Annotated in this window: 19 protein-coding genes and 1 pseudogene; 8 read left to right on the top strand and 12 right to left on the bottom strand. The window is 70.7% G+C overall.

Annotated features, from left to right (window positions below):
• Positions 1 to 315: 315 nt before the first annotated feature.
• From ABD858_RS32620 to ABD858_RS32605, 4 genes are all read right to left on the bottom strand, one after another.
• The gene (locus tag ABD858_RS32620) at positions 316 to 972 is read right to left on the bottom strand and encodes an aspartate/glutamate racemase family protein (RefSeq protein WP_345034062.1); all 657 of its coding nucleotides are present in this window, start codon (positions 970 to 972) and stop codon (positions 316 to 318) included.
• A 10-nt stretch (positions 973 to 982) separates the two neighbouring features.
• Positions 983 to 1,408, bottom strand: a complete 426-nt coding sequence (gene panD / locus ABD858_RS32615) for an aspartate 1-decarboxylase (RefSeq protein ID WP_345034065.1) — start codon at positions 1,406 to 1,408, stop codon at positions 983 to 985.
• Positions 1,409 to 1,762: 354 nt separating this feature from the next.
• Positions 1,763 to 2,173, bottom strand: a complete 411-nt coding sequence (locus ABD858_RS32610) for a hypothetical protein (protein WP_345034067.1) — start codon at positions 2,171 to 2,173, stop codon at positions 1,763 to 1,765.
• A gap of 261 nt (positions 2,174 to 2,434) precedes the next feature.
• Positions 2,435 to 2,620 (bottom strand): hypothetical protein, encoded by a 186-nt coding sequence (locus ABD858_RS32605; protein ID WP_345034068.1) that lies wholly within the window; start codon positions 2,618 to 2,620, stop codon positions 2,435 to 2,437.
• A gap of 229 nt (positions 2,621 to 2,849) precedes the next feature.
• Between ABD858_RS32605 and ABD858_RS32600 the strand changes: the two genes are divergently transcribed.
• The 3 genes and pseudogenes from ABD858_RS32600 to ABD858_RS32590 all read left to right on the top strand — a co-directional run.
• The gene (locus ABD858_RS32600; protein ID WP_345034070.1) at positions 2,850 to 5,183 is read left to right on the top strand and encodes a WD40 repeat domain-containing protein; all 2,334 of its coding nucleotides are present in this window, start codon (positions 2,850 to 2,852) and stop codon (positions 5,181 to 5,183) included.
• Positions 5,184 to 5,333: 150 nt separating this feature from the next.
• Positions 5,334 to 6,725: an IS1380 family transposase gene (locus ABD858_RS32595; protein ID WP_345034073.1), complete on the top strand. Its 1,392-nt coding sequence runs from the start codon at positions 5,334 to 5,336 to the stop codon at positions 6,723 to 6,725.
• Between the two features lie 804 nt (positions 6,726 to 7,529).
• Positions 7,530 to 7,721 (top strand): annotated as a pseudogene (locus tag ABD858_RS32590) (thioredoxin-disulfide reductase); the annotation flags it as partial.
• Positions 7,722 to 8,031: 310 nt separating this feature from the next.
• Here the strand turns inward: ABD858_RS32590 and ABD858_RS32585 are convergent.
• From ABD858_RS32585 to ABD858_RS32570, 4 genes are all read right to left on the bottom strand, one after another.
• Positions 8,032 to 8,781, bottom strand: a complete 750-nt coding sequence (locus ABD858_RS32585) for a thioesterase II family protein (RefSeq protein WP_345034076.1) — start codon at positions 8,779 to 8,781, stop codon at positions 8,032 to 8,034.
• Complete coding sequence (locus tag ABD858_RS32580; protein WP_345034078.1) at positions 8,778 to 8,969, bottom strand: hypothetical protein; 192 nt, start codon at positions 8,967 to 8,969, stop codon at positions 8,778 to 8,780. The genes ABD858_RS32585 and ABD858_RS32580 overlap by 4 nt, the downstream gene beginning before the upstream one ends.
• Before the next feature lie 326 nt (positions 8,970 to 9,295).
• Positions 9,296 to 9,676, bottom strand: coding sequence for a DUF5132 domain-containing protein (locus ABD858_RS32575; protein ID WP_345034081.1), 381 nt, complete (start codon positions 9,674 to 9,676; stop codon positions 9,296 to 9,298).
• Between the two features lie 264 nt (positions 9,677 to 9,940).
• Positions 9,941 to 11,674, bottom strand: a complete 1,734-nt coding sequence (locus ABD858_RS32570) for a DUF885 domain-containing protein (protein ID WP_345034083.1) — start codon at positions 11,672 to 11,674, stop codon at positions 9,941 to 9,943.
• A 159-nt stretch (positions 11,675 to 11,833) separates the two neighbouring features.
• Here ABD858_RS32570 and ABD858_RS32565 point away from each other — a divergent pair, with 159 nt between their 5' ends.
• The 5 genes from ABD858_RS32565 to ABD858_RS32545 all read left to right on the top strand — a co-directional run bounded on the left by ABD858_RS32565 (position 11,834) and on the right by ABD858_RS32545 (position 18,825).
• Positions 11,834 to 13,429, top strand: a complete 1,596-nt coding sequence (locus tag ABD858_RS32565) for an ABC transporter substrate-binding protein (RefSeq protein WP_345034086.1) — start codon at positions 11,834 to 11,836, stop codon at positions 13,427 to 13,429.
• A 48-nt stretch (positions 13,430 to 13,477) separates the two neighbouring features.
• Positions 13,478 to 14,464 (top strand): ABC transporter permease, encoded by a 987-nt coding sequence (locus tag ABD858_RS32560; RefSeq protein ID WP_345034087.1) that lies wholly within the window; start codon positions 13,478 to 13,480, stop codon positions 14,462 to 14,464.
• 88 nt (positions 14,465 to 14,552) lie between these two features.
• Complete coding sequence (locus tag ABD858_RS32555; RefSeq protein WP_345034088.1) at positions 14,553 to 16,412, top strand: dipeptide/oligopeptide/nickel ABC transporter permease/ATP-binding protein; 1,860 nt, start codon at positions 14,553 to 14,555, stop codon at positions 16,410 to 16,412.
• Entirely contained in the window at positions 16,409 to 17,470 is a 1,062-nt protein-coding gene (locus ABD858_RS32550; protein ID WP_345034089.1) for an oligopeptide/dipeptide ABC transporter ATP-binding protein, read from the top strand. Before ABD858_RS32555 ends, ABD858_RS32550 begins: the two co-directional genes overlap by 4 nt.
• The gene (locus ABD858_RS32545; RefSeq protein WP_345034091.1) at positions 17,467 to 18,825 is read left to right on the top strand and encodes an NAD(P)/FAD-dependent oxidoreductase; all 1,359 of its coding nucleotides are present in this window, start codon (positions 17,467 to 17,469) and stop codon (positions 18,823 to 18,825) included. The genes ABD858_RS32550 and ABD858_RS32545 overlap by 4 nt, the downstream gene beginning before the upstream one ends.
• A 142-nt stretch (positions 18,826 to 18,967) precedes the next feature.
• Here the strand turns inward: ABD858_RS32545 and ABD858_RS32540 are convergent, their stop codons facing one another.
• The 4 genes from ABD858_RS32540 to ABD858_RS32525 are packed head-to-tail and all read right to left on the bottom strand — an operon-like array spanning position 18,968 to position 21,437.
• Complete coding sequence (locus tag ABD858_RS32540) at positions 18,968 to 19,156, bottom strand: hypothetical protein (protein WP_345034092.1); 189 nt, start codon at positions 19,154 to 19,156, stop codon at positions 18,968 to 18,970.
• A gap of 32 nt (positions 19,157 to 19,188) precedes the next feature.
• Positions 19,189 to 19,932 (bottom strand): SRPBCC family protein, encoded by a 744-nt coding sequence (locus ABD858_RS32535; protein WP_345034093.1) that lies wholly within the window; start codon positions 19,930 to 19,932, stop codon positions 19,189 to 19,191.
• Positions 19,933 to 19,962: 30 nt separating this feature from the next.
• Entirely contained in the window at positions 19,963 to 21,210 is a 1,248-nt protein-coding gene (locus ABD858_RS32530) for a cytochrome P450 (protein ID WP_345034094.1), read from the bottom strand.
• A gap of 11 nt (positions 21,211 to 21,221) precedes the next feature.
• Positions 21,222 to 21,437, bottom strand: coding sequence for an MbtH family protein (locus ABD858_RS32525; RefSeq protein WP_345034096.1), 216 nt, complete (start codon positions 21,435 to 21,437; stop codon positions 21,222 to 21,224).

Raw genomic sequence — 21,437 nt, 5'->3', positions numbered from 1 at the left:
GGTCCCCCTTGAACGTCAGGACCCGCCAAGCTAGTTGGTGCCTACGGGCCATGACAAGAGGGCTCCGGGCCGCGGCGTCACTCCTCGAACGGCCCCGGCTGGGGCTCCGGCTCGGGCGGCGGCTCCGGGGGCGGCGGCGTGGGGATCGGTTCGGGTTCCGGCCCGGGCGGCGGAGGCGGGGGCGGAACGGGTCCGGGCCCGGGACCGGGCCCCGGCAGCGGCGGAGTGGGCGGAATGGGCGGGCGGGTCATGGTCCGAGCTTGTGGCCCCGCGCAGGTACGCGCACATTCGTCGCGCCCATTCGGGCGCGACGGATCAGTGCTCCGGCCTGAGCGCCGCCACGGCGGCGCTCAGGCCCGGGCGCGGGCTGGAGAGCACCGGAACAGCGGTACGGGTGCGGTGGGCGGCGTCCGCCATCGACGCCTGCGCCAGGACGACGGCATCCGCCCCGGCGATCACGTCGACGGCGGCGGCCACGGCGTCGACATAGCCGTCGCGGTCACCGCTCTCGAAGCGTGCCCAAGCCCCTTCGACGCACAGGCTCCGCAACTCGACCGTACGGCCGAGGCGTTCGGCCTCCTCGGTGATCAGCGCGGCCGTCGGCCCCAGAGTGCTCTCCACCGCGGCGACGACCGCGATCCGTACCGCGAGGCGGTCCGGTGCGACGGCCACGGCGGCCGCCGCCATCGGACGGTCGACCCGCAGCACGGGAACCCCCAGCGCCGCGCCGCTCGCCTCCGCCACCGCGCCGATCGTCGAGCAGGTGCACAGCACCGCGGTCGCGCCCTCGGCCACGGCCTCACCGAGCAGCACACGCAGCTCTGCGGCCACCGCCTCCGGGCCGGCCTCACGGGCCCGGTCGAGCAGTCCCTCGTGCACCAGATGACGCAGCGCGAGTCCCGGATGATCACGGTCTCGCAGCGCGTCGAAGACGGGCACATGGACCGGCGAGGTGTGCAGCAGCGCGAGCATGCGGTGCCCCCTACGGCACCAGGGCGCGGGCGTGCGGGCTGCGCTCGGTGTCGGTGCCCGGGACCGGCTGCGAGGGGTCGGCGCCGAGCTCGACGATCCGGTTGTCCGCGTCGACGTGGACGACCTTCGGCTCGAGTGTGCGGGCCTCGGCGTCGTCGACCTGGGCATAGCTGATCAGGATCACCAGATCGCCGGGGTGGATCAGGTGGGCCGCGGCACCGTTGATACCGATCACTCCGGAGCCGCGCTCGCCCTCGATGACGTACGTCTCCAGCCGGGCACCGTTGTCGATGTCGACGATGTGGACGAGTTCGCCGGGCAGCAGGTCGGCGGCCTCCATCAGCTCCGCGTCGATGGTGACGGAGCCCACGTAGTGGAGGTCGGCCTCCGTCACGGTGGCACGATGGATCTTCGACTTGAACAGAGTACGCAGCACTGAGCGCTCCTAGAATTCGGCTCCCTGCCCGCTTTCTGCAGGTCAAGGGCGTCCTTCACTGTACATCGGCATGCCTTCCACTCGAAGACCGTCTAGAACATCGTGCGCCGTGGCGAGCGGGGCTTCTCACCTGCGCTATCTGCACGAAGCAGGCTGCCACGAAGCCGTCAACCGGGAGCATGGACGGAAGACTGCCCCGGTCCAATGCTGATTGGATGCCGACTTACCTGATGAGTCATCAGGTAGATCGAGAGGTCCAGCGCAAGTTGCGAACTGGGGCCAGCACATCCTGGCAGTGCTCCAAGACGGCCCGGCCAGCTGACCCATGCTCTTCGAGGAGACACCGCACCCAGGTCAGTGGCGCTGGATCAGACGCATGTTCCAGCGCCGGGCCATGGCGAGTGCCGCTGACTCCGGGCGCAGTGAGACGAGAGCCCGCGTGGCGATCATGGACCGCCGCTTGGCCTCGCGTCCCGCATGGGCCACTTCCGCCAGTGCCGCGGTCGCGAAGGCGTCATCCAGATCGCCCTGTACCGCCGCGCCAGTGTCCCGGTCGGGAGCGCTGTATGGGTATTCGGGGTAGTCGCTGTCGTGGACTCGAGGCGCCCGGCTCTCGATGACCGCCGCCGCTTCGTCCCACAGCGCCAACCCCAAATCGAGTGAGCGGAAGGTGATGATCGGATCGATCTGCGCGGCTCTGCTTAGGGCGTCGAGGGACATTCCCCCGCCGAAGTTCAGCCAACCGCCTTGCCTGCGCGTCCGCACCAGGTCAGTGCGTACGCTTTGGCGGCCAGACCGTCCTGGCCGTGCCGTTCGAGTCCTTCCGCGAGCTGGCGCAGGAGGAGTGGGCCGTCACGGAAGTCGAACGGTCCAGCGATGGCCCTCAGGACTTGTAGAGCTTCGTCGGCACGTCCTTCGTCGGCGAGGCTGAGCAGCCGGTAGCCAACGAGGGTTTGTCATGCGGTCGAGGGCCTGCTGTGGTGTACCGGTTCCGTAAGGCTGCTGGCGCCATTCCGGTGCCGGTGATCATCCGATGAGGGTGCGCAGGACCGGAACGCTGCCGCCGGCGCTGGACACACCCGCGATGGCAGCCGCCGCGACCGGGGCCCCGGTGAAGACCGTCAGACAGCCGATGACCATGCCAATGACGACGGCTGCCAGGAGGACGACGGCGGTGTGGAGGGACAGGAAGGTGTCAGGTGGAGTGGACATGCCTCGACTCTGGCCCTCTTCACCGCTCTGACCTGCAGGGATCGAACGGATCCGGCGAACGCCGATCACTCACGCAACTCCTCCATACGTGGTGGATGTTCGGCCGAACACCCACCACACGACCGCGTCCCGCACGGGTTGTACGAGACTGTTCCGTCAAGTTCGGTGCTGTTCGGTCCGAAGGCCCCTATGCTGCCGACGACTTGGGACAACGTGGGGGACGAAGCCCATGGCAGAGCATGCCGAGGCCACCGACCGGGCGGGCACGTACGAGGAGGCGCTCCGGGATCAGGCTGCTCACCTGAGCCGCCTGCGGGTGGAGCGGGGCAATCCGTCGCTGCGTGCCATCGAGGCCCGCGCGCGAAAGCTGTTCGCCCAGGAGCAAGCATCGTTGCCGATCGCCACACAAAGCGCGGCGCTCGGCGGCAAGTACGTGAGCGTGGACAAGGTGATGCTGCTCGTTCGCACGCTGCTGTCCTGGGACGAGTACGGCCAGGAGTGCCCACCGCCCGACCGTAGATCGCCCGTGCTGGAGCCGTGGCGTGCCCGGTGGGTCGCCGTCGCGTCAGCACGGCCGACTCGACGACTGGCTCATCCCGTGCGGCAGGAGCCGGTGAGCGGTCCGCCGGAGACCTCGCTCACGGCAGCGTCCTCGTCCCGCTACGCCCTCGCCTACGCGCCACTGGTGCACACGGGCCCGGTCGTGTCGGCGGCGTTCTCCCCGGACGGGCGGCTACTCGCCACGGGGAGCGCGGACAACACCGTACGGCTGTGGGACTCCTCTTCCGGGGCTCCGGCCGGGGAGGCCCTCGCCGGCCATACCGAGGGGGTGGCGTCGGTGGCGTTCTCGCCCGACGGACGGCTGCTGGCCACCGCGAGCGCCGATCACACGGTGCGCCTGTGGGACACCGTATCCAGGGCGCCGGTCGGCGACCCCCTCGGTGCCCACACCGACGAGGTCTGGTCGGTGGCGTTCTCCCCGGACGGACGGCTCCTGGCTACCGCGAGCGCGGACGAGACCGTACGGCTGTGGGACACCACCACGCGCACACCGGTGAGCGATGCCCTCACCGGCCACGGCGATCCGGTCTGGTCGGCGGTGTTCTCCCCCGATGGCTGCCTGCTCGCCACGGCGAGCCGCGACAAGACCGTGCGCCTGTGGGACCCGGCCACCGGCACCCTCGTCGGCAGACCCCTCATCGGTCATACCGACGACGTCGAGTCGGTGGCGTTCTCCCCCGACGGGCACCTGCTGGCGACTGCCTCTTCGGACGGAACGGTGCGGCTGTGGAACATGATCACTGGCGCCGCGGCCCTCGCCCCGCTCACCGGTCACACCGGCCCGGTCTTCTCGGTGGCGTTCTCCCCGGACGGCCGACTGCTGGCCACCGCCAGCCGGGACAGGACCGTGCGGCTGTGGGAGCCCGCGACCGGGGTGCCGATCGGTGAACCGCTCGACGGGCACACCGATCAGGTCTGGTCGGTCGCCTTCTCCCCTGACGGGGGCCTGCTCGCCACCGCCGGTCACGACAACACGGTGCGCGTCCACCGGCATGGTGAGCCTCGCACTCCGGCACCCGTCGCCGTGGCCACCTCGGCCCTACGGGCGGTCGAACACGCCCTCTCGCAGGGTCACCCTGTGCCCCTGCCCGCCCTGCACGCCGGTTGCGGAGGCCCGGTCTTCTCGGTGGCGTTCTCCCCGGACGGCCGTCTGCTCGCCTCCGCGGGCGCCGACGAGACCGTGCGGTTGTGGGACCCGGTCACCCGCGCCCCGGCCGGCGATCCCCTCACCGGGCACACCGGCCAGGTCCGGTCGGTGGTGTTCTCCCCCGACGGGCGCCTCCTCGCCACCGCCAGCGACGACGAAACCGTCCGCCTGTGGGACCCGGCCACCCGCCTCCCCATCGGCAACCCTCTTACTGTTCGGGACGGCTCCTGCCTGTCGGTGGCGATGTCCCCCGACGGGCGCACCCTCGCCTGCGCGAGTAACGACCTCCAGCTGTGGGACACGACGACGGGCGCCCCCCTCGGCGAACCCCTGTCCGGCCACACCGACACCATCGAATCCGTGGCGTTCTCGCCCGACGGGCGCCTCCTCGCCACCGCCAGCGACGACGAAACCGTCCGCCTGTGGGACCCGGCCACCCGCCTCCCCATCGGCAACCCGCTGACCGGCCACGCGGGCAGCGTCGAATGCGTGGCGTTCTCCCCCGACGGACGGCTGCTGGCCACCGCGGGCCACGACGGGACGGTCCGTCTGTGGGATGCCGTGACCGGTGCCCCCGCCCGTGAATCCCTCACCGGCCACACCGGTCCAGTCCTCTCGGTGGCGTTCTCACCCGACGGATATCTGCTGGCCGCCGCGAGTGGCGACGGCACCGTACGGCTGTGGAACACGCTCACCCGACACCTCGTCGGTGAACCCCTGGCCGGCCACACCGACCGGATCCGGTCCGTCGCGTTCTCCCCCGACGGCCACTTCATCGCCTCGGCCGGAAGCGACGAGATCGTGCGCCTGTGGGCAGGCCGTTTTCGACTGCCAGTGGTTCATCCGTCCGGTTGAGGCTCACCCCCGGTTCAGGAGCGTCTTAGCCTTGATCCACCGAGCAATAGCCGGTTCAGGGCTTGGACATGTAGACGCGGGTGCCCTCTGAGCTGGGATGATGGGACTTCCTACGGTTCCACATCCACAGAGCAAGAGAACACCCGCGAGATGCAATCTTCCCATGCCGCGTCGGCGGTGTCCGCCGCGTTCGACGACACGAATCTGGTCGCGTATGCCGGGCTGGTCCCGGTGATGCGGCTGGCCGAGCGGTGCGGGCTTGCCCGTCTGGCGGCGGAGAAGGTGAAGCTGACCGGGGCGAAGAACAGCGCGGGTGCCGCAGCGGACGCCAAGGTCACCAGCATCGTGGCCGGCATGGTCGCAGGCGCGGACAGCATCGACGACCTGGACGTCCTGCGGCACGGTGCGATGCCGACCCTGTTTGGCGGCATCCGTGCCCCGTCCACGCTCGGCACGTTCCTGCGCGCGTTCACCCACGGTCACGCACTCCAGCTCCACGCTGTGCACCGCAGATTCCTGGCCGCACTGGCCACGCACACCCCATTGCTGCCCGGTTCCGGCGAGAAGGCGTTCATCGATGTCGACTCCACCCACAAGCGGGTCTACGGACGCGCCAAACAGGGCGCCGAGTACGGCCGGTTCAAGGGCGTCCGCACCCTGCACCCCCTGCTCGCCACGATCTGCACCCCCCGCTCCCGCCCGGTGATCGCCGGGGTCCGGATGCGCCGCGGCAAGTCCGCCGACTCCCGCGGCGCCCCGAAGTTCGTCAGTGAAGCCCTGGCCACCGCCGCCGAGGCCGGCTGCACCGGCATGCGCATCCTGCGCGCGGACTCGCAGTTCTACAACGCCGGTGTGATCGCCGCCTGCCGCCGGGCCGGATCCCACTTCTCGATCACCACCGGCATGAACCCCTCCATCAAACGGGCCGTCCACAGCATCCCCGACCAGGCATGGCAGCAGATCACCTATCCCACCGCCGTGCCCGACCCCGAAACCGGCGAGCTCATCTCGGACGCCGAAGTCGCCGAGATACCCGCCTACACCGCGTTCGCCAGCCGCAAGAAGGCGGAGCAGGTCACGGCCCGGCTGATCGTGCGCCGGGTCCGTGACCTGGCCAAGCCCGTCGTCGTGGGTGAGCAGGGCGAACTGTTCCCGGTCTGGCGCTACCACCCGTTCTTCACCGACAACCCCGCCCAGACCCTGCAAGCCGAGCGGGAACACCGCCACCATGCCGTTGTCGAACAAGTCATCGCGGACAGCAAGGCCTCAGCCCTGGCCCACCTGCCCTCCGGACACTTCAACGCCAACGCGGCCTGGCTCACCCTGTGGGCCGTGACCTACAACCTGCTGCGGGCCACCGGCGCACTGACCTCCGCCTTCCACGCCAAGGCCACCACCGCCACCCTCTGCGCCCACCTGGTCCACGTTCCCGCCAGGATCGCCCGCTCAGCGCGACGCATCACCCTGCACCTGCCCCACAACTGGCCCTGGCAGCACGCCTGGACACACCTCTTCGACACCGTCCACGGACCAGCCGGCTGACACGAACCGCCCCTGCCCACCCCGCCCGCCAGGGCCCAACCGGAACCGAACACGTGGAAACGCTGGGCAGACCAGCAGCTACACGCTGCCCAAGCCCAACGACCATCCCGAAACGGGCTCAGGATCAGTCAGAAGACCACTTTCAGACCACGTCGGTGGATCAAGGCTTAGTACTGCAACCGCACTCGCGCTATCGCCGCAGGTCAAGCGCGGTACACCGCCCGCCCGCATGTGACGAGCCATCAGCCACTTGGAGCGTTGACCTGCCGGTTCGCGGTTCGACCGAATGCGGGAACCGGAATCCTCCACTGACGCATCGCCAGTGGAAGAACTCCGCTGCACCCGCCCTGACCTGCGGTGACGCAATGAGTGCGGTTGCAGTATTAGTGCGGTACGGGGCGCGAGTAGACGGTCAACGTCCTCCTCACTGCTGTGTGGGAGCAAGTTCCGAACCGCTCACGGATCGGCTCGGCAATTCCCTAGTCGTACCCCACAAGACGCGTTCCTTCGTCATAGGTGTCTTCTCCCGGACGATCGCCGGCTGGCCCGCCGCCGCCAGCAAGCGAGCCCCTTTCTGGCTCCCGTCGTCAGCGACATGAAGGGGGCCCCACGCTGACCGCTGGAGCCCGGTGGAAGAACGTCAGACCAGGAGGAAACGCTATCGATCGCAGACTCGTCACGCAGACGGTTCCGCGAACGGCAGCGCAGAGATCACCCGCCTGCCACTGTCGTTGTGACCTGCGGCTCAGGGGTTCGGGCCGACTCTCAGGTCGGAGGGACGCAGACCGCACCGCGGCCGACAGCAAGGTCGCCTCGCCCTCCACTCGCACCAACATCCCCGGTGCCTTCGCCGCCGGCGATGTCGTCGATCACACCTACCGCCAGGCCATCACGGCCGCTGGCAGTGGCTGCCAGGCCGTACTCGACGCAGAGCGGTACCTCGCCGCGCTTGCCGACGGGAGGGCCGAGACAGCGTTGACCGTCGCGCCGTCCTGACGGACTCGGGCTACCGGGGCGACCTCGCTCGTGCATCAAGCCGCCCCGGTCATGCCCGGGCCGTGAACATCAACAACGTCGTGGCGGACGACGTCTACCGAGTGCGGACTTCGCGTATTCCGCGACCGTCTGCTGACCAAGTTCCCGGCGGGCCTCGGCAACGGACGGCGCCGTCTTCTTTTCTCCGCGCCCGCCGACACCGTGCGAACCCTGCCAGGTACCGACCGCGCACAGTCCGGGACCTGTGGGTGTGCGCCGTGGACTTCCAGGTTCTCGATACGGGCATCCGCCGTCAGGCCTGACCGGCGCCTCACGCGCGCGCAAGACGTGCTGCCACATCCGCGACCACTTCGACCTCCCGGGCCACGAGGTAGAAGTGATCCCCGGGGAACGGGCACAGCTCGAAGGAGCCCGGGGCAGCGAGGCCGGACCAGGCGAGGACCCCGTCGAGCACGCAACTCGGATCGTCCTGGCCGACGTACGCGGTGATCGGCGCCTTGACCGGAGCCGGATTCGGGGGGTGGTAGCCCTCGAGCAGCCGGTAGTCCGAACGGAGGGCGGGCAGCAGCAGGTCACGCAACTCCGGGATGTCGTAGGCCTCCGAGTGCAGGTCTCCGAGGTGCCGGACATGGGTGATCAGGGTCTCGTCGTCGGCGTCGTGCAGCGCAACGTGTTCGGCCCACTGGGGGGCTTCGTGTGCGGAGACCAGCAGGTGCTCGGGGACGATGCCGCGGGCCTCCAGCCGCAGGGCCACCTCGTAGGCGACGCAGGCGCCCATGCTGTGCCCGAAAAGCGCGAGCGGCCGGTCGAGCCAGGGCCGCAGTGCGTCCTCGATCGTGTCGGCCAGGGTGGCCATGTCCTCGATGCAGGCTTCCGCGAGCCGGTCCTGGCGGCCGGGGTACCGCACGGCGAGCACCTCGACGTCCGCCGGCAGCAGCGCGGGCCAACCGTGGAACAGCTGTGCCGTGCCGCCGGCGTGCGGGAAACACACCAGTCGGAGCCTGGGGTCCGCCGCACGCCGGTGGACACGGAACCACTTCTTCGCGTCGGTCGCCGTCATCGCTGACGGATCCCGCGCAGGCGCAGGGAGTCGAGCTTGGAGAGAAGGGCGGGAAGCTGCTCCACCGCCCTCATGGACACGTTTGCAGTCTGCACGGTGTGGCGCAGGCGATCGGTCACGACGAGTTTGTAGGCACCGCCTACCTGGATGAGTTCCGCGGAATACAGGGGGGTTCCGGTCGCAGACATCTGACCTGTCTCCATCAGGGTGTCGTCTTTGTGTCGCCTTCTTCGGCCGTTCCTTCCACGCCTCCGTCTGCTTCTTTTCGACGGTATCGGTGAACAGGTGATGCCCGCTTGCCTGAGCGAAATGGTGAACGCGTCGGCATGCACCGGTGTTCAAACCTGGCGGTCGCATTCGCGAGGCCGGGCCGACGAGCCGCCGCTGTGCCCGCCGAAGACTCCATGGGGCACAGTGATGTGTTTCACGGACGGGCATACTCTGGCCGGGACTTGGAAGCCTCGACCGGTTACGCAGACGAAGGTGTGGCGCGGAGGAAAGTCGGCCGGCGGACTCAGCGCGCCTTGGCGGCGACCGAACCGGCAGCGCTACGGGCCTTGCCGACGGACTTGCCCTGACCGCCGGTCTGTCCCTCGTGGGCCTCTACGGCCGCGGGCGCCGACCTGGCGGCCGCTCCGGCCCGGCCCGCGGTGCCGTCCTCCGGGGCGTCGACGCCGTGCCCGGCTCCTTGTGTCGTCTGGGCTGCACGCACTTCAGCGGTCGCCTCGGCAGCGAGATCCTGGATTCCCTCGCCGGCTTCGTGGACGGCCCGCTTGACTTCGATTCCCAGGCCCACCGACGCTTTGACGAGTCCTCGCACCAAGGGCTTGCCCACCCTCTTCACCAGGGATGCGGTGATCAGACCGATCAGGAAAGGAGGTACTACAGGCGGCATGGCACAACATCCTTCTCTTCTGTCGAGGAGATGATGATTGAAAACACAACGGTGAAGTGAACGGGAGAAAATTCGACGAGATGGACGCACTCCGCATCAGCGGATCCGCACCCTCCATCACAGAGAGTATCCGAGGCCGAGCAAGCGGCTACGAATTCCCCGTGGCCTTCACTCATTCAAGTAGAGCGGCCTTCCCCAGGAAGCCTGTTCGAGCCGTTCAACAGCCGGAACCCGCGGTCAGCCGTCTTCTTCGGGTGGCCCCTCTCATCGCTGCTGACGGCCGGACGCCCCGTGCAGTTCTCTCTCCACCCGTCGGTGCAGGGCGGGAAACGGCAGCGTGCCGCCGGCCAGCACGGTCTCGTGAAAGGCGCGCACGTCGAACGCGGCGCCGGCGCCGCGTTCGCACGCTGCCCGCAATGCCGTGAACTCCGCATGACCCGCCCGGTATGTCAGCGCCTGCCCCGGCAGATCGGTCGCGTAGCGCAACAACTCGGTCGTGATCTGTCCTTCGGACTCGGCTGCCGCGTGGGCGCGCATGAAGGTGCGCGCCTCCTCCAGTGTCATCGTCCCGAGGTTGAGGCCGGTGTCGACGACGAGGCGCTGCGCGGTGAACCGTTCATGGGCCAGTCGTCCGTACGCGTCCCACGGGTCGTCGTACAGCCCCATCTCCCAGGCGAGCCCTGCCGCGTACTCCGCCCATCCCTCCTCGAACCCGCTGAAGGCCGCCAGCTCGCGTCGCAGGTCGGGCAGCGCAGTGTTCTCGGCCTGGCGTGCGAGGTGGAAGTGATGTCCGGGCGACAGCTCGTGGTAGATGAGCGCGGCTGCGCCGAGCAGTGACCGATGTGCCAGGTCCGAGGCGTTGTAGCGGTAGCGTCCCACCGGTTGTGTGGCGGTCGGCGGTTCGTAGTAGCCGAACGTCATCGACCCCTCCAGCGCCGGGTCAAGGCGGGCCACACCGTAGGGGGCGCGGGGCAGGACCGCGAACCAGCGCGGCAGCAGTGGCGTGAGGCGGTCGAGGTGTCCGCGGTAGCGGGCTTCGACCTCCTCCGGGGTGGCGGCGTACAGGCGCGGCTCGGTCGCGAGCCGTTCGTGGAACTCCGCCTCCGTCCCCGCGAAACCGAGCGTGTCGCGCATCTCCCGCATCCGCTCGCCGAGTTCACGGCAGTGCTCCCAGCCGAGTTCGTGGAGGCGTTCGGGTGGTGTGTCGCCGGACGTGTACGTCCTGACGAAGGCCCGGTATGCCGCCTCGCCTTCCGGGTAGCGGGCCCAGCCGACGGCCTGCGGCGCCCGCCGGAGGTAGTACGGGTCGCCCACGAGGGCGACGAGGCGGTCGAACGCCGGCTCCAGTTCGGTGGCCACGAGCCGCTCCACCGTGTCGCGCAGGTGACCCCGGCTCGCCGCGCCGAGCCGGGTGAGCCGCCCGGCGTCCGCCCGGACGTACCGTGCCGCCGACTCCCGCAGACGGGTGAGTGTGGTGTGGACGCCGGTCAGGGCCGGAGCATGGATGCGAAAGCCCCGCGCCGCCTGCCCGGCGACCTTGTCGCCGATCGTCGCGACACAGCGGGCCAGGTCCCGTACGAGGGTCACGTACCGGTCCGCGTCGGCTCGGTGCTCGAAGCGGAACGGGCGGAAGACGCTGTCACCGTACTGCTGGAGGCGGAAGAGCTGGTACGGCGTGGCGGTGGGGGTGAGCCAGTGGAAACGTCCCGCCTTCGCTTCCTGTTCGGCCAGCGCCCGAAGGAAGCCCGCCGTGTCGGCGGCGGGACCGGACAGTTCCGCCGGTCGCAGCGCACCCAGCCGGCTCAGCACCCCTGCCGCGAACCCGGCCCGCTCGTCGGCCTCCGCGGCGGACACCCCCGGCAGCGACTCGACCGGCAGCCCGCGGCGCGTGCGCAGCGATGGCTCGCGTGCGAGCAGGAAGTCCCAGTACGAGGTCGCGAGTCGGTCGATCTCGCGCGCCGTCGAGTCGTCCGGGGAGCCCCCTGGATTGATGACCATGTCGCCAGTGTGCGCCCTGAGGTGACGCTGCGTCAGCAACGAGGCCGTGGACCGCGCGTCGGGCGGTCTCACTCGGACGGGGGAAATTGTCCGGCGCGTTCGCGTCCGGCCCGGGAAAGCCCGGCCGACGCCGTCGATCGCGGTGGCACGATAAGCGCCATGCACCGCCGAACCGTGTCGTCTCCCAGGGCTCGGTCGGTCGTGGCGGCGGCCGCCGCCGTCGTGTCAGCCGTGCTGGCAGGTTGCGGCGGCGACGTGTCGTCGACGCGCACTCCTGTGTTCGTGGGCGGCACCGTCACGATCGCCACCGCCTCGGAGACCCCGAGCTTCAATCCGTACTCGCAGTTCGGTCTTTCACTGGCTCCTTATGCCTACGACTCACTGGTCGATGTGGCGCGGGACGGGCGTGTGGTGTCCGGTCTGGCCGAGAGATGGCAGGCCGGGGCCACTTCGGCGAGTTTCACCCTGCGCAAGGGGGTGACCTGCTCCGACGGCACGGCCCTGACGGCGTCCGGGGTGGCCCGGTCGCTGCGGTATGCCGGCGATCCCCGCAACCGGCTCGTCGGTGCCCGGGCCGCCCTGCCCGGTGTGCCGTTCACGGTGTCGGCCGACGACGCGGAGCGGACGGTGTCGTTGCGGACGGCATCGCCGTACAGCTTCATCGTGCGGACGATCGGTCTGCTGCCCGTCGTCTGCCCCGCCGGACTGGCGGATCCCGGCGCGCTGGACAGGAGATCGCAGGGCACCGGCCCGTACGTGCTGAGCGGCTACGCCTCGGGGGGTCCGTACCTCTTCACACGGCGCAAGGGTTACGCGTGGGGGCCGCGCGGAGCGGGCAACGCAGCTCCGGGGCAGCCGGAGCGGATTGTGGTGACGGTGGTTCCGCAGGAGTCCACCGTGGCGAATCTGCTGCTCACGGGCGGAGTGAACATCGCCATGGTGACCGGTCCGGACCGCGCGCGGCTGACCGGCCACGGTCTGGCGACCGCCCAGGTGCCGACCGTGGTGGGGCTGACCTTCTTCAACGAGCGATCCGACCGGCCCTTGAACGATCCGGTGCTGCGCCGGGCGCTGGTGGGGGCCCTGGACCGCAAGGGCCTCGCCAATGTGGCGATCGGCGGAGACGGTACGCCCGCGCGCGATCTCACCGCCCCGAACTCCCTCTGCTACTCCGACGTGGCCGCGGGGAACCTGCCCTCGCACAGCGCCGTGCGGGCCCTGCGTGCCGCGGGCTGGACGAAGAACGCGCGGGGCAGGCTGGTCAAGCAGGGCCGACCGCTGCGTCTGCGGCTGCTCAGCAGCGCCGACTTCGGCTCCACCCTTCCGTCGGTCGCCGAACTGATGGCCGTGACGTGGCAGGCGCTGGGCGTGGACGTCGACCTCGTCGGCGAGAGCCGCAACGCGGTGGTCCAGGCCATGTACGGAAGCGGCGACTTCGACGTCGTGGTCGGCAGCTCGCCGGGGCCGCAGCTGCCCGCGCAGCTCGTCCCGTACTTCTCCGGCCCGCCGTCGTCAGGAGGACTGAACTTCGCGCATGTCACCAACCCCGCCTACGACCGATTCGTCGCCCGAGCCTTGCGTTCGCCGGGCTCGGCCAGCTGCGGGGACTGGAACAGGGCCGCCGCGGCGCTTCTCCGCTCGGCCGACGTGCTGCCCGTCGCCGACGGCACGAGCACGATGTACGGCTACCGGACGACCTTCGCCGTCGCGCCCGGCGGCCGGATCGTACCGACCAGCATCCGCCTGCACCGATAGCCGTGGCGGACGCGCCGCACGGCCGCCCGCGAGTCGAGGAGGTTACCCATGACGACCGTGTCCGCGCGGCTCGGTGCCCCGGCCCGGCACCACCCGTGGGTGGTGTTCTGCTGCCGGCGCGCGGCACGGCTGGTCGTCTCGCTCTTCGTGGTCGTCACCGCTTCCTTCGCGATGATCCGGCTGATCCCCGGGGACCCGGTCCGGGCCGCGCTCGGCGTGGACGCCCCGCCGGACCTGGTGGCGGCGAAGCGGCACGAACTCGGTCTGGACCATAGCCTGCCGGAACAGTACTGGCAGCATCTCCCGCGGCTGGCCCACGGCGACCTCGGGGTCTCGCTGGTGACCGGCGAGCCGGTGGCCGACCTGGTCAGGGCACGCCTGCCGGCCACCCTGCTGCTCGCCGTCCTGACCTTCGCCTGCGTACTCGTCGTCGCCCTCCCAGGGGGGCTGCTCGCCGCGGTGTGGACACACGGAGGGCGACGCCCGCGGGCGGAACTGGCGTTCACCGCCACCACCTCGGTCCTGGCGGGCGTGCCGGACTTCGTCCTCGCGGCGGGTCTCACCGCGGGGCTGGCGGTCGCCCTGCGCATCCTTCCCGTCGCCGGCGACCTCGGTCCCAGGTCCTATGTGCTGCCCGTACTCGCGCTGGCGCTCGCTCCGACCGCGGTCCTGCTGCGGATCGTGCGGGTGGAGACGCTCAAGGTCCTCGCCACGGAATATCTGCGTGCCGCCCGCGCGAAACGGCTGCCCGCCGTCCGGCTCCACCTGCGCCACGTGGCACCGAACGCGCTGACCGCGTCGCTGACGTTCGCCGGGAATCTGTTGCCGGCCCTGATCGCGGGGACCGTACTGGTCGAGAAGGTGTTCGTCTGGCCGGGCATCGGTTCGGCGATGGCACAGTCCGTGGCCGCGCAGGACTACGCGGTCGTCGAGGCGTCGGTTCTGGTGCTCGGCTCGTCGGTCCTCGTGGTGAACTTCCTGGTCGATCTGGCACTCGCTCTGCTCGACCCCCGATCGGTCATCCGGAAGACGTGATCCGATGGCGCTGTCCTCCTCTTCCCCGTCCTCGCCGTGTGCCGCCCACGGCCGGTCTCGCGCGTCCCGGTCGAACTGGGCCACCCCCATGGGCGTGATCACCCTGGTGATGCTCGGGTCGCTCGCCGTACTGGCCGTCGCCGGGGCGGTGCTGTGGGGGCAGCAGGCCGACCGGCCGGACCCGTCGGCGGTGCTGCGCGGGCCCACCACGGGTCATCTGCTCGGCACGGACCGTCTCGGCCGCGACCTGCTCGCCCGGCTGCTCTCGGCGACCTGGCCCTCCCTGCTGCCGGCCATCGCGGCCACGCTCCTCGGGGCGGCCGCCGGCATCACGCTCGGCGCGCTCACCGCCGTAGTGGGCGGGCGCGCCGCCCGCCTGCTGGGGGCCCTGATCAACCTTCTGTTGGCCTTCCCCGCGCTCCTCGTCGCTATGTTCCTCGCAGCCCTCTTCGGGGCGGGCGCGGGCGGTGCGGTGTTCGCACTCGCCGTCGCCTCCGCACCGGGCTTCGCGCGGATCACGCAGACCCTTGCCGCCCAGGTGGCCGGGACCGACTTCATGGCCGCGGCGCGCGTGCTGGGCCTGCGCCGCCACCGGCTCCTGCTGCGCCATGTCCTGCCCCACATCGCCGAACCGCTGATGCTCAACACCACGGTCGCCGTGGGCTCGGCACTCGTGGCGCTGTCGGGACTGAGCTTCCTCGGACTGGGGGTGCAGCCCCCGTCGTACGACTGGGGACTCCTGCTGAGCCAGGGGCTGGACCGCATCTACACCGAACCTCTGCCCGCCGTGGCGCCCGGCATCGCCATCGTCTACGCCGCCGTCGCGTTCCAGCTGCTCGGCGAGATGCTGGCCGGAGCCGCCGTACGGCAAGCCCGCCCGCACCCGGGGGAAGAGCCCGTGACACACCCTGCGCGCGCCGACCGCCCGGCATCCGTGGGCCACGTGCTGGAGGTGGAGGATCTGCGGGTCGTCCTTCCCACTGCGGACGGGGTGGTCCGGCCCGTCCGCGGTGTCACCCTCACCCTGCAGCGTGGTGAGATGGTCGGCCTGGTCGGCGAGTCCGGTTCCGGCAAGTCGCTGACGGCGCTCGCCATCGCCGACCTGCTGCCGGACGACGCCCGCGCGACCTGGGGTACGCACCGGTTCCTCGGTGCGGACGCCGAGTCGCTGACCCGCGAGGAGCGACGCAGGCAACTGGCGACGGGAATGGCGTTGATCTTCCAGAACCCGGCCTCGGCCTTCAACCCGTCGCTGCGCATCGGAACACAGATGACGGAGGCCGTGCGCACACACCGTGGCACCCCTCGTGCCGAGGCCGTCGAGCAGGCGCTGGCCCGGCTTCAGATGGTCGCGCTGCCCGCCGGGCGCCGGTTGCTCCGGTCCCGCCCCTTCCAGCTCTCCGGCGGTCAGCGCCAGCGAGTGGCGATCGCCGCGGCTTCGATGTTGCGCCCCGACCTCATCATCGCGGACGAACCGACGACAGCCCTGGACGTCACCGTGCAGCGGCAGATCATGGACCTGCTCCGCCGGGTCCGGCACGACGACGCCACGGCGATCCTCTTCATCAGCCACGACATCGCCCTGGTGGCCGATGCCTGTGACCGGGTTCTGGTCATGTACGGGGGAACGATCGTGGAGAACCTTCCTGCCCATGAGCTGGCGGTCGGCGCACGGCATCCGTACACGCGGATGCTCGTCGCCTCGGTCCCGGACCTGGCCGCGGAGCGTGACCGTCCCCTGCGCACCATCGAGGGAGAGCCGCCCGATCCGTACGGTTCGGCCCCGGGGTGCCCGTTCCATGACCGCTGTCCGCATCGGCTGGACCGGTGCGCGGTGGTGAGCCCGGTGTTGTCCCCGCTCGGCCCGGGGCACGAGGTCGCCTGCTGGCAGCCGCTGCCCGCGGCACCGTCCCGCGAGCGGCGTGAGACCGAGGAGGCGCAGAAGTGAGCACAGGGTCGGGGCTGGCGCTGTACGACGTCACCGTTCGCCATCACGGACCGCTCGGGCCGATCACGGCAGTGGACGGCGTGTCGCTGGATGTTCCCCAGGGCACGACGGTCGGCCTGGTGGGCGAGTCCGGGTCGGGAAAGTCCACTCTGGCACGAGCGGTCGTCGGGCTGGACCCCCCGTGCGCCGGGCGGATCACCGTCGGAGGGCGGGAGTACGGTGGGCGCCGGGTGGCCGACCGGCGCCGGCTGGGGCAACAGGTCCAACTGGTGTTCCAGGACCCGGACACGGCACTGGACCCCCGTATGACGGTCCGTCAGTCGCTCGCCGAATCGGCCGGGGCCTTCGTCCGGCTGGACCGCCGTAGCCGCGAACAGCGCGTCGGCGGACTGCTGGAACTCGTCGGTCTCGACGCCGGCTGCGCCGACCGGCTGCCGCGGCAGCTCTCGGGCGGCCAGCGCCAACGCGTCGCCGTCGCCCGCGCGCTCGCCGTCGATCCGGCGGTGCTCATCGCCGACGAGGTCACCTCGGCTCTCGACGTGTCGGTCCGGGCGGCGCTGCTCACCATGCTCCGGGATCTGCAGCGACGCATGGGCTACGCCATGCTGTTCATCAGCCATGACCTCGCCGCCGTCCGCCATGTGTCGGACGCCGTCGCCGTGATGTACCTCGGTCGGATCGTGGAGATCGCCTCCACCGAGAGCCTGCTGCGCGGCCCACGGCATCCCTACACCCGAACGCTGCTGTCCGCCGTGCCGAGTCTGCACGCCGGGAGACGCCCGGCCGGGGAACCCCTTCTTGCCGGTGAGGTGCCCGACCCCGCGTCGCCGCCGACCGGATGCCGCTTCCATCCCCGCTGCCCCGTCGGACCGGACCGACATCCCGGACGGGACGTCTGCGCCGCACGGGACCCGCAGCTGGACGCGGCCGGTCAGCCGCATCGCGCCGCCTGCCACTTCCCGTACCGCACCGACGACCACCCGCCCCAGGCCTGTCGCGTTCCCCCGGACGCGAACGGTGACCGGACTCCGCGAACCCCCGAGGACCTGCCGTCATGACAGCCGGGGAAGCGGACACGCCTCCGTCCGGCGCGGACGCGGTCGTCGTGGGGGCCGGTGTGATCGGTGCCGCGGTGGCACTGGAACTGGCGCGCACCGGTCGGCGCGTCGTGGTCGTCGACAAGTCCGGCGGCGTCGGCCACGGATCCACCAGCGCGTCGAGCGCGATCATCCGTTTCAACTACTCGACCTGGGGCGGTGTCGCCACCGCATGGGAATCCCAGCACTGCTGGGCAGGCTGGGCGGAGCACCTGGGCACCGTGCGCGGCCCCGGCCTGGCGGCGTTCCGGCGGACCGGAGCGGTACTCCTCGACGCACCGGGCTCCGGGACGTCGGAGGTCGTCGCGCTGTTCGAGCGTGCCGGTGTGCCGTACGAGCGCTGGGACGCCGCGACGCTGCGCAGCCGGATCCCCGGTATCGACGCGGGACGCTACGGGCCTCCCAGGTCCCTGCTCGACGATGCCTTCTTCTCCGGCCCGGAAGGAGAGCTCGGCGCACTGTTCACCCCCGACGCGGGCTTCGTCGACGATGCCCGGCTCGCGGCACAGAATCTCGCGGACGCGGCGGCCCGCATCGGGGTGCGTTTCCTCTTCCGGCGCGCGGTCGTCGGTGTGCTGCGCGGCGAGGACCGTGTGGCGGGCGTCCGGCTCGCCGACGGCACCGCGATCACGGCACCCGTGGTGGTCAACGCCGCCGGGCCCTGGTCGGGCGGGTTCAACCGGACGGCCGGGGTCGGGGCCGAGTTCACCGTGGGAGTGCGCCCGCTGCGCCAGGAGGTCCATCAGGTGGCCGCGCCGGTCCGTCAGGGCGACGGGACCGCCTCGGGCCCGGGCGGCACCGGGACCACGTCCGGCCCGATCGTGGCCGATGTCGACCTCGGGACCTATCTGCGCCCCTCCGGCGGACACCTCCTCATCGGCAGTATGCTGCCCGCCTGCGACCCCAGGGAGTGGCTCGACGATCCCGACGAGTGCAACCCGCACCCGACGCCCGCCCGGTTCGAGACCCAGGTGACCAGGGCAGCACGCCGATTCCCGCTCCTCGGCGTTCCGAACCGGCCGACCGGCATCGCCGGTGTCTACGACGCCGCCGACGACTGGTCCCCCATCTACGACCACACCGATCTGGCCGGCTTCTACGTCGCCATGGGCACGAGCGGCAACCAGTTCAAGAACGCTCCCCTGGCGGGCCGGTTCCTCGCCACCCTGGTCGACCGTGTCGAGGCCGGCCACGACCACGACCGCGATCCGCTGCGGTACACGGGGGAACACACCGGCGTCGTCGTCGACCTGGGTGCTTTCTCCCGCAGACGGTCCCTGGCCGACGGTGCCGCCTCTCGAACCGTCATGGGCTGACGTTCAACGTGTGCATGAGTCCGCGGAACGGTGTCGGAGGAGCGCGTATGACATTCCCGGACACGAGCGCCCGTTCACGGGGCCGGTGCCGTCCGGCAGTTCATGTGCCGGACGGCACCCGCCTCGTGAAGCCGGAAGTGGTCTACCAGCGGCCGCGTGCCGACGCCGAGCCGAGCTTGGAACTCAGCACCGACAGGAAGGCCGGGAGCCTGGCCACCGCGGATTCGGGAACCGTGGTGACCTGGACCGTGTCCCGCACCACGTCCTGCACCACGAGTTTGTAGGTGCCGTCTTCCCGGACGAGTTCGGCGGCGTAGAGCAGTGTTTCCACCAGAGGTCCTTCGGTCGTGTCGTGCGACGGGGTCAGGCGCCGTTGAGCCAGGCGTTCCAGGCCTCGGTGGCCGGCTTTTCGTCCGCGTCCTCGGCGAACAGGTGGTGGCCCAGCCAGATCGGCCAGTTCCAGGAACTGCCGTTGAAGAACCGGTACAGCGCGTCCAGGCCTCGCAGGCCGACGAAGTCGGGGCTCAGCCAGTCCACGACCACCTCCGTCGAGCCGCCGTGCGTACCCGGGAGGTCGAGCGACAGCCGGTCGCCGACGGCCGCGTCGTCGTCGAGGCCGAGGCGCCGGCGCAGGGCGGCGAAGTCGGCGGGGTCTTCGGTGCACTCGCCACGGGCGGCCTTGACGTAGACGGCGGGGCGGCCGGCGAAGTGCCTCAGGTACTCGGGGAGGGAGTGCTGGTAGAAGTCGACGTGCTTCTCGGCCGCGTCCGCCTTGGTGTCCCAGTTCCAGGTGTCGTCGACGACGCCCGTGTGCACCCAGTGGATTCCCATCCGCAGGTGGCTCGTGCCGCCGTCGGCCGGCTCGATGCGGTAGGTGAGCGTGTTGGAGAACCCGCCGTCCTGGGTCGCCCGAACCGCGAAGTGGTGCGGCGGCTCCCACGCCACGACGGTGCTGTCGCCGCGCGTGGCCTTTCCGCCGACGCGCGGCTCGACCTCCATCGGGTACAGCCAGCCGAGGTTGCCGGCGCCGGTGGCGACCGCGTCCCAGACCTGTTCGGGCGTGGCGGGCAGGTCCTGTTCCCGGCGGACCTCGAGCTCTCGGGCCATGGTCACTTCTCCTTCGTCGTCGTTCATGGGTCAGTAGGTGAGCGGAAGCGCGGTGAGCCGCCGTTGCAGCGGGTTGGGCCGCCAGTCGAGGACCGCGCCGTCGGCCAGCCGCAAGTGCGGGAGCCGACGGACCAGCGTGCCGACGGCCACCTCCGCCTGGAGCTTGGCCAGCGGGCCGCCGAGGCAGAAGTGCGGGCCGTTGCCGAAGCTGAGGTGCCGGTTGCCGGGGCGGGTCAGGTCGAGGCGGTCGGCGTCCTCGAAACGCTCGGGATCACGGTTGGTCGCCGCGAGGAACAGATACACCAGCTCACCCTCGCGCAGCGTCTGCCCGCCGATCTCGACGTCTTCGGCTACGACCCGGACGATCGCCTGGGTCGGCGTGTCGTAGCGGGCGAGTTCCTCGACGGCCGTGCGGACCAGCGCCGGGTCGGCGCGCAGCCGGGCCAGTTGGTCGGGGTGGCGCAGCAGGGCGAGCATGCCGTTGCCGACCAGGTGGGTGGTGGTCTCGTCGCCAGCGGTGATCAGGACGAAGCAGGTGGACAGCAGCTCGGAGTCGGTGAGCCGGTCGTCCTGCGCCTGGGTGGCGACCAAGGCGCTGATGAGGTCGTCGCCGGGGTCGGCCCGGCGGCGGCGAACGAGCCGGGCGAGGTACTCCTCGTACTGCTCGATCGCCGCCTCGGACTTGTCGATGTCCTCGCTGAGTCGGCCGAAGCGGTGGAACCAGGTCTTGACCTGCGGGAGGTCCTCGGGCGGGATGCCGAAGAGCTCGCAGACGACGGACAGCGGCAGCGGGGAGGCGACCGCCTCGATCAGGTCCATGGCCGGGCCGGCGGCGACCGCCTCGTCGATGAGCCGGTCGACGATCCGCTGGATGCCGTCGCGCAGGGCTTCGACGCGCCGGGCGGTGAAAGCCCGGTTGGCCAGCTTGCGCAGTCTGGCGTGGTCCGGCGGGTCGGTGTTGCTCATCACCCGGCCGAGCCGGTCGGTGAGCCGGCTGAAGGCCTTGAGGTCGCCGCCGAGCGCGCTGTAGGCGCGGGTCATCCGGTCCCGGTCGCTGGACAGCCGCAAGTCGCTCAGGGCCGCCTCGACGTCGGCGTACCGGGTGAGGTACCAGATGCCCTGGGCGCTGCGGTGGACCGGGTCCTCGCGGCGCATGCGGGCGTAGAACGGGTACGGGTCCCGGCGGGCCTCGGGCGTGAGCAGGGCCGCGGCGAGGTCGTCGGACCGGGCGAGGCCCGCGCTGTCGCGGGCCTCGTCGGTGGTTTCGGTCAGGTTCACTGCGAGCCGCGCTACCGCTGGGCGTTCATGGCGTCGGCGAGGCTCTTGGGCCGCATGTCGGTCCAGGACCGCTCGACGTACTCCAGGCAGGCGGCATGGGTGTCGGGTCCGTGGGCGACGCTCCAGCCGTCGGGGACGTCCGCGAACTGCGGCCACAGCGAGTGCTGGTTCTCGTCGTTGACGAGCACGAGGAAGGTGCCGTCCTGGTCCTCGAACGGGTTGGTCAT

Source organism: Streptomyces sannanensis (assembly GCF_039536205.1).
Taxonomy (GTDB): domain Bacteria; phylum Actinomycetota; class Actinomycetes; order Streptomycetales; family Streptomycetaceae; genus Streptomyces; species Streptomyces sannanensis.
This window is presented reverse-complemented; position numbering and strand designations above follow the sequence as displayed.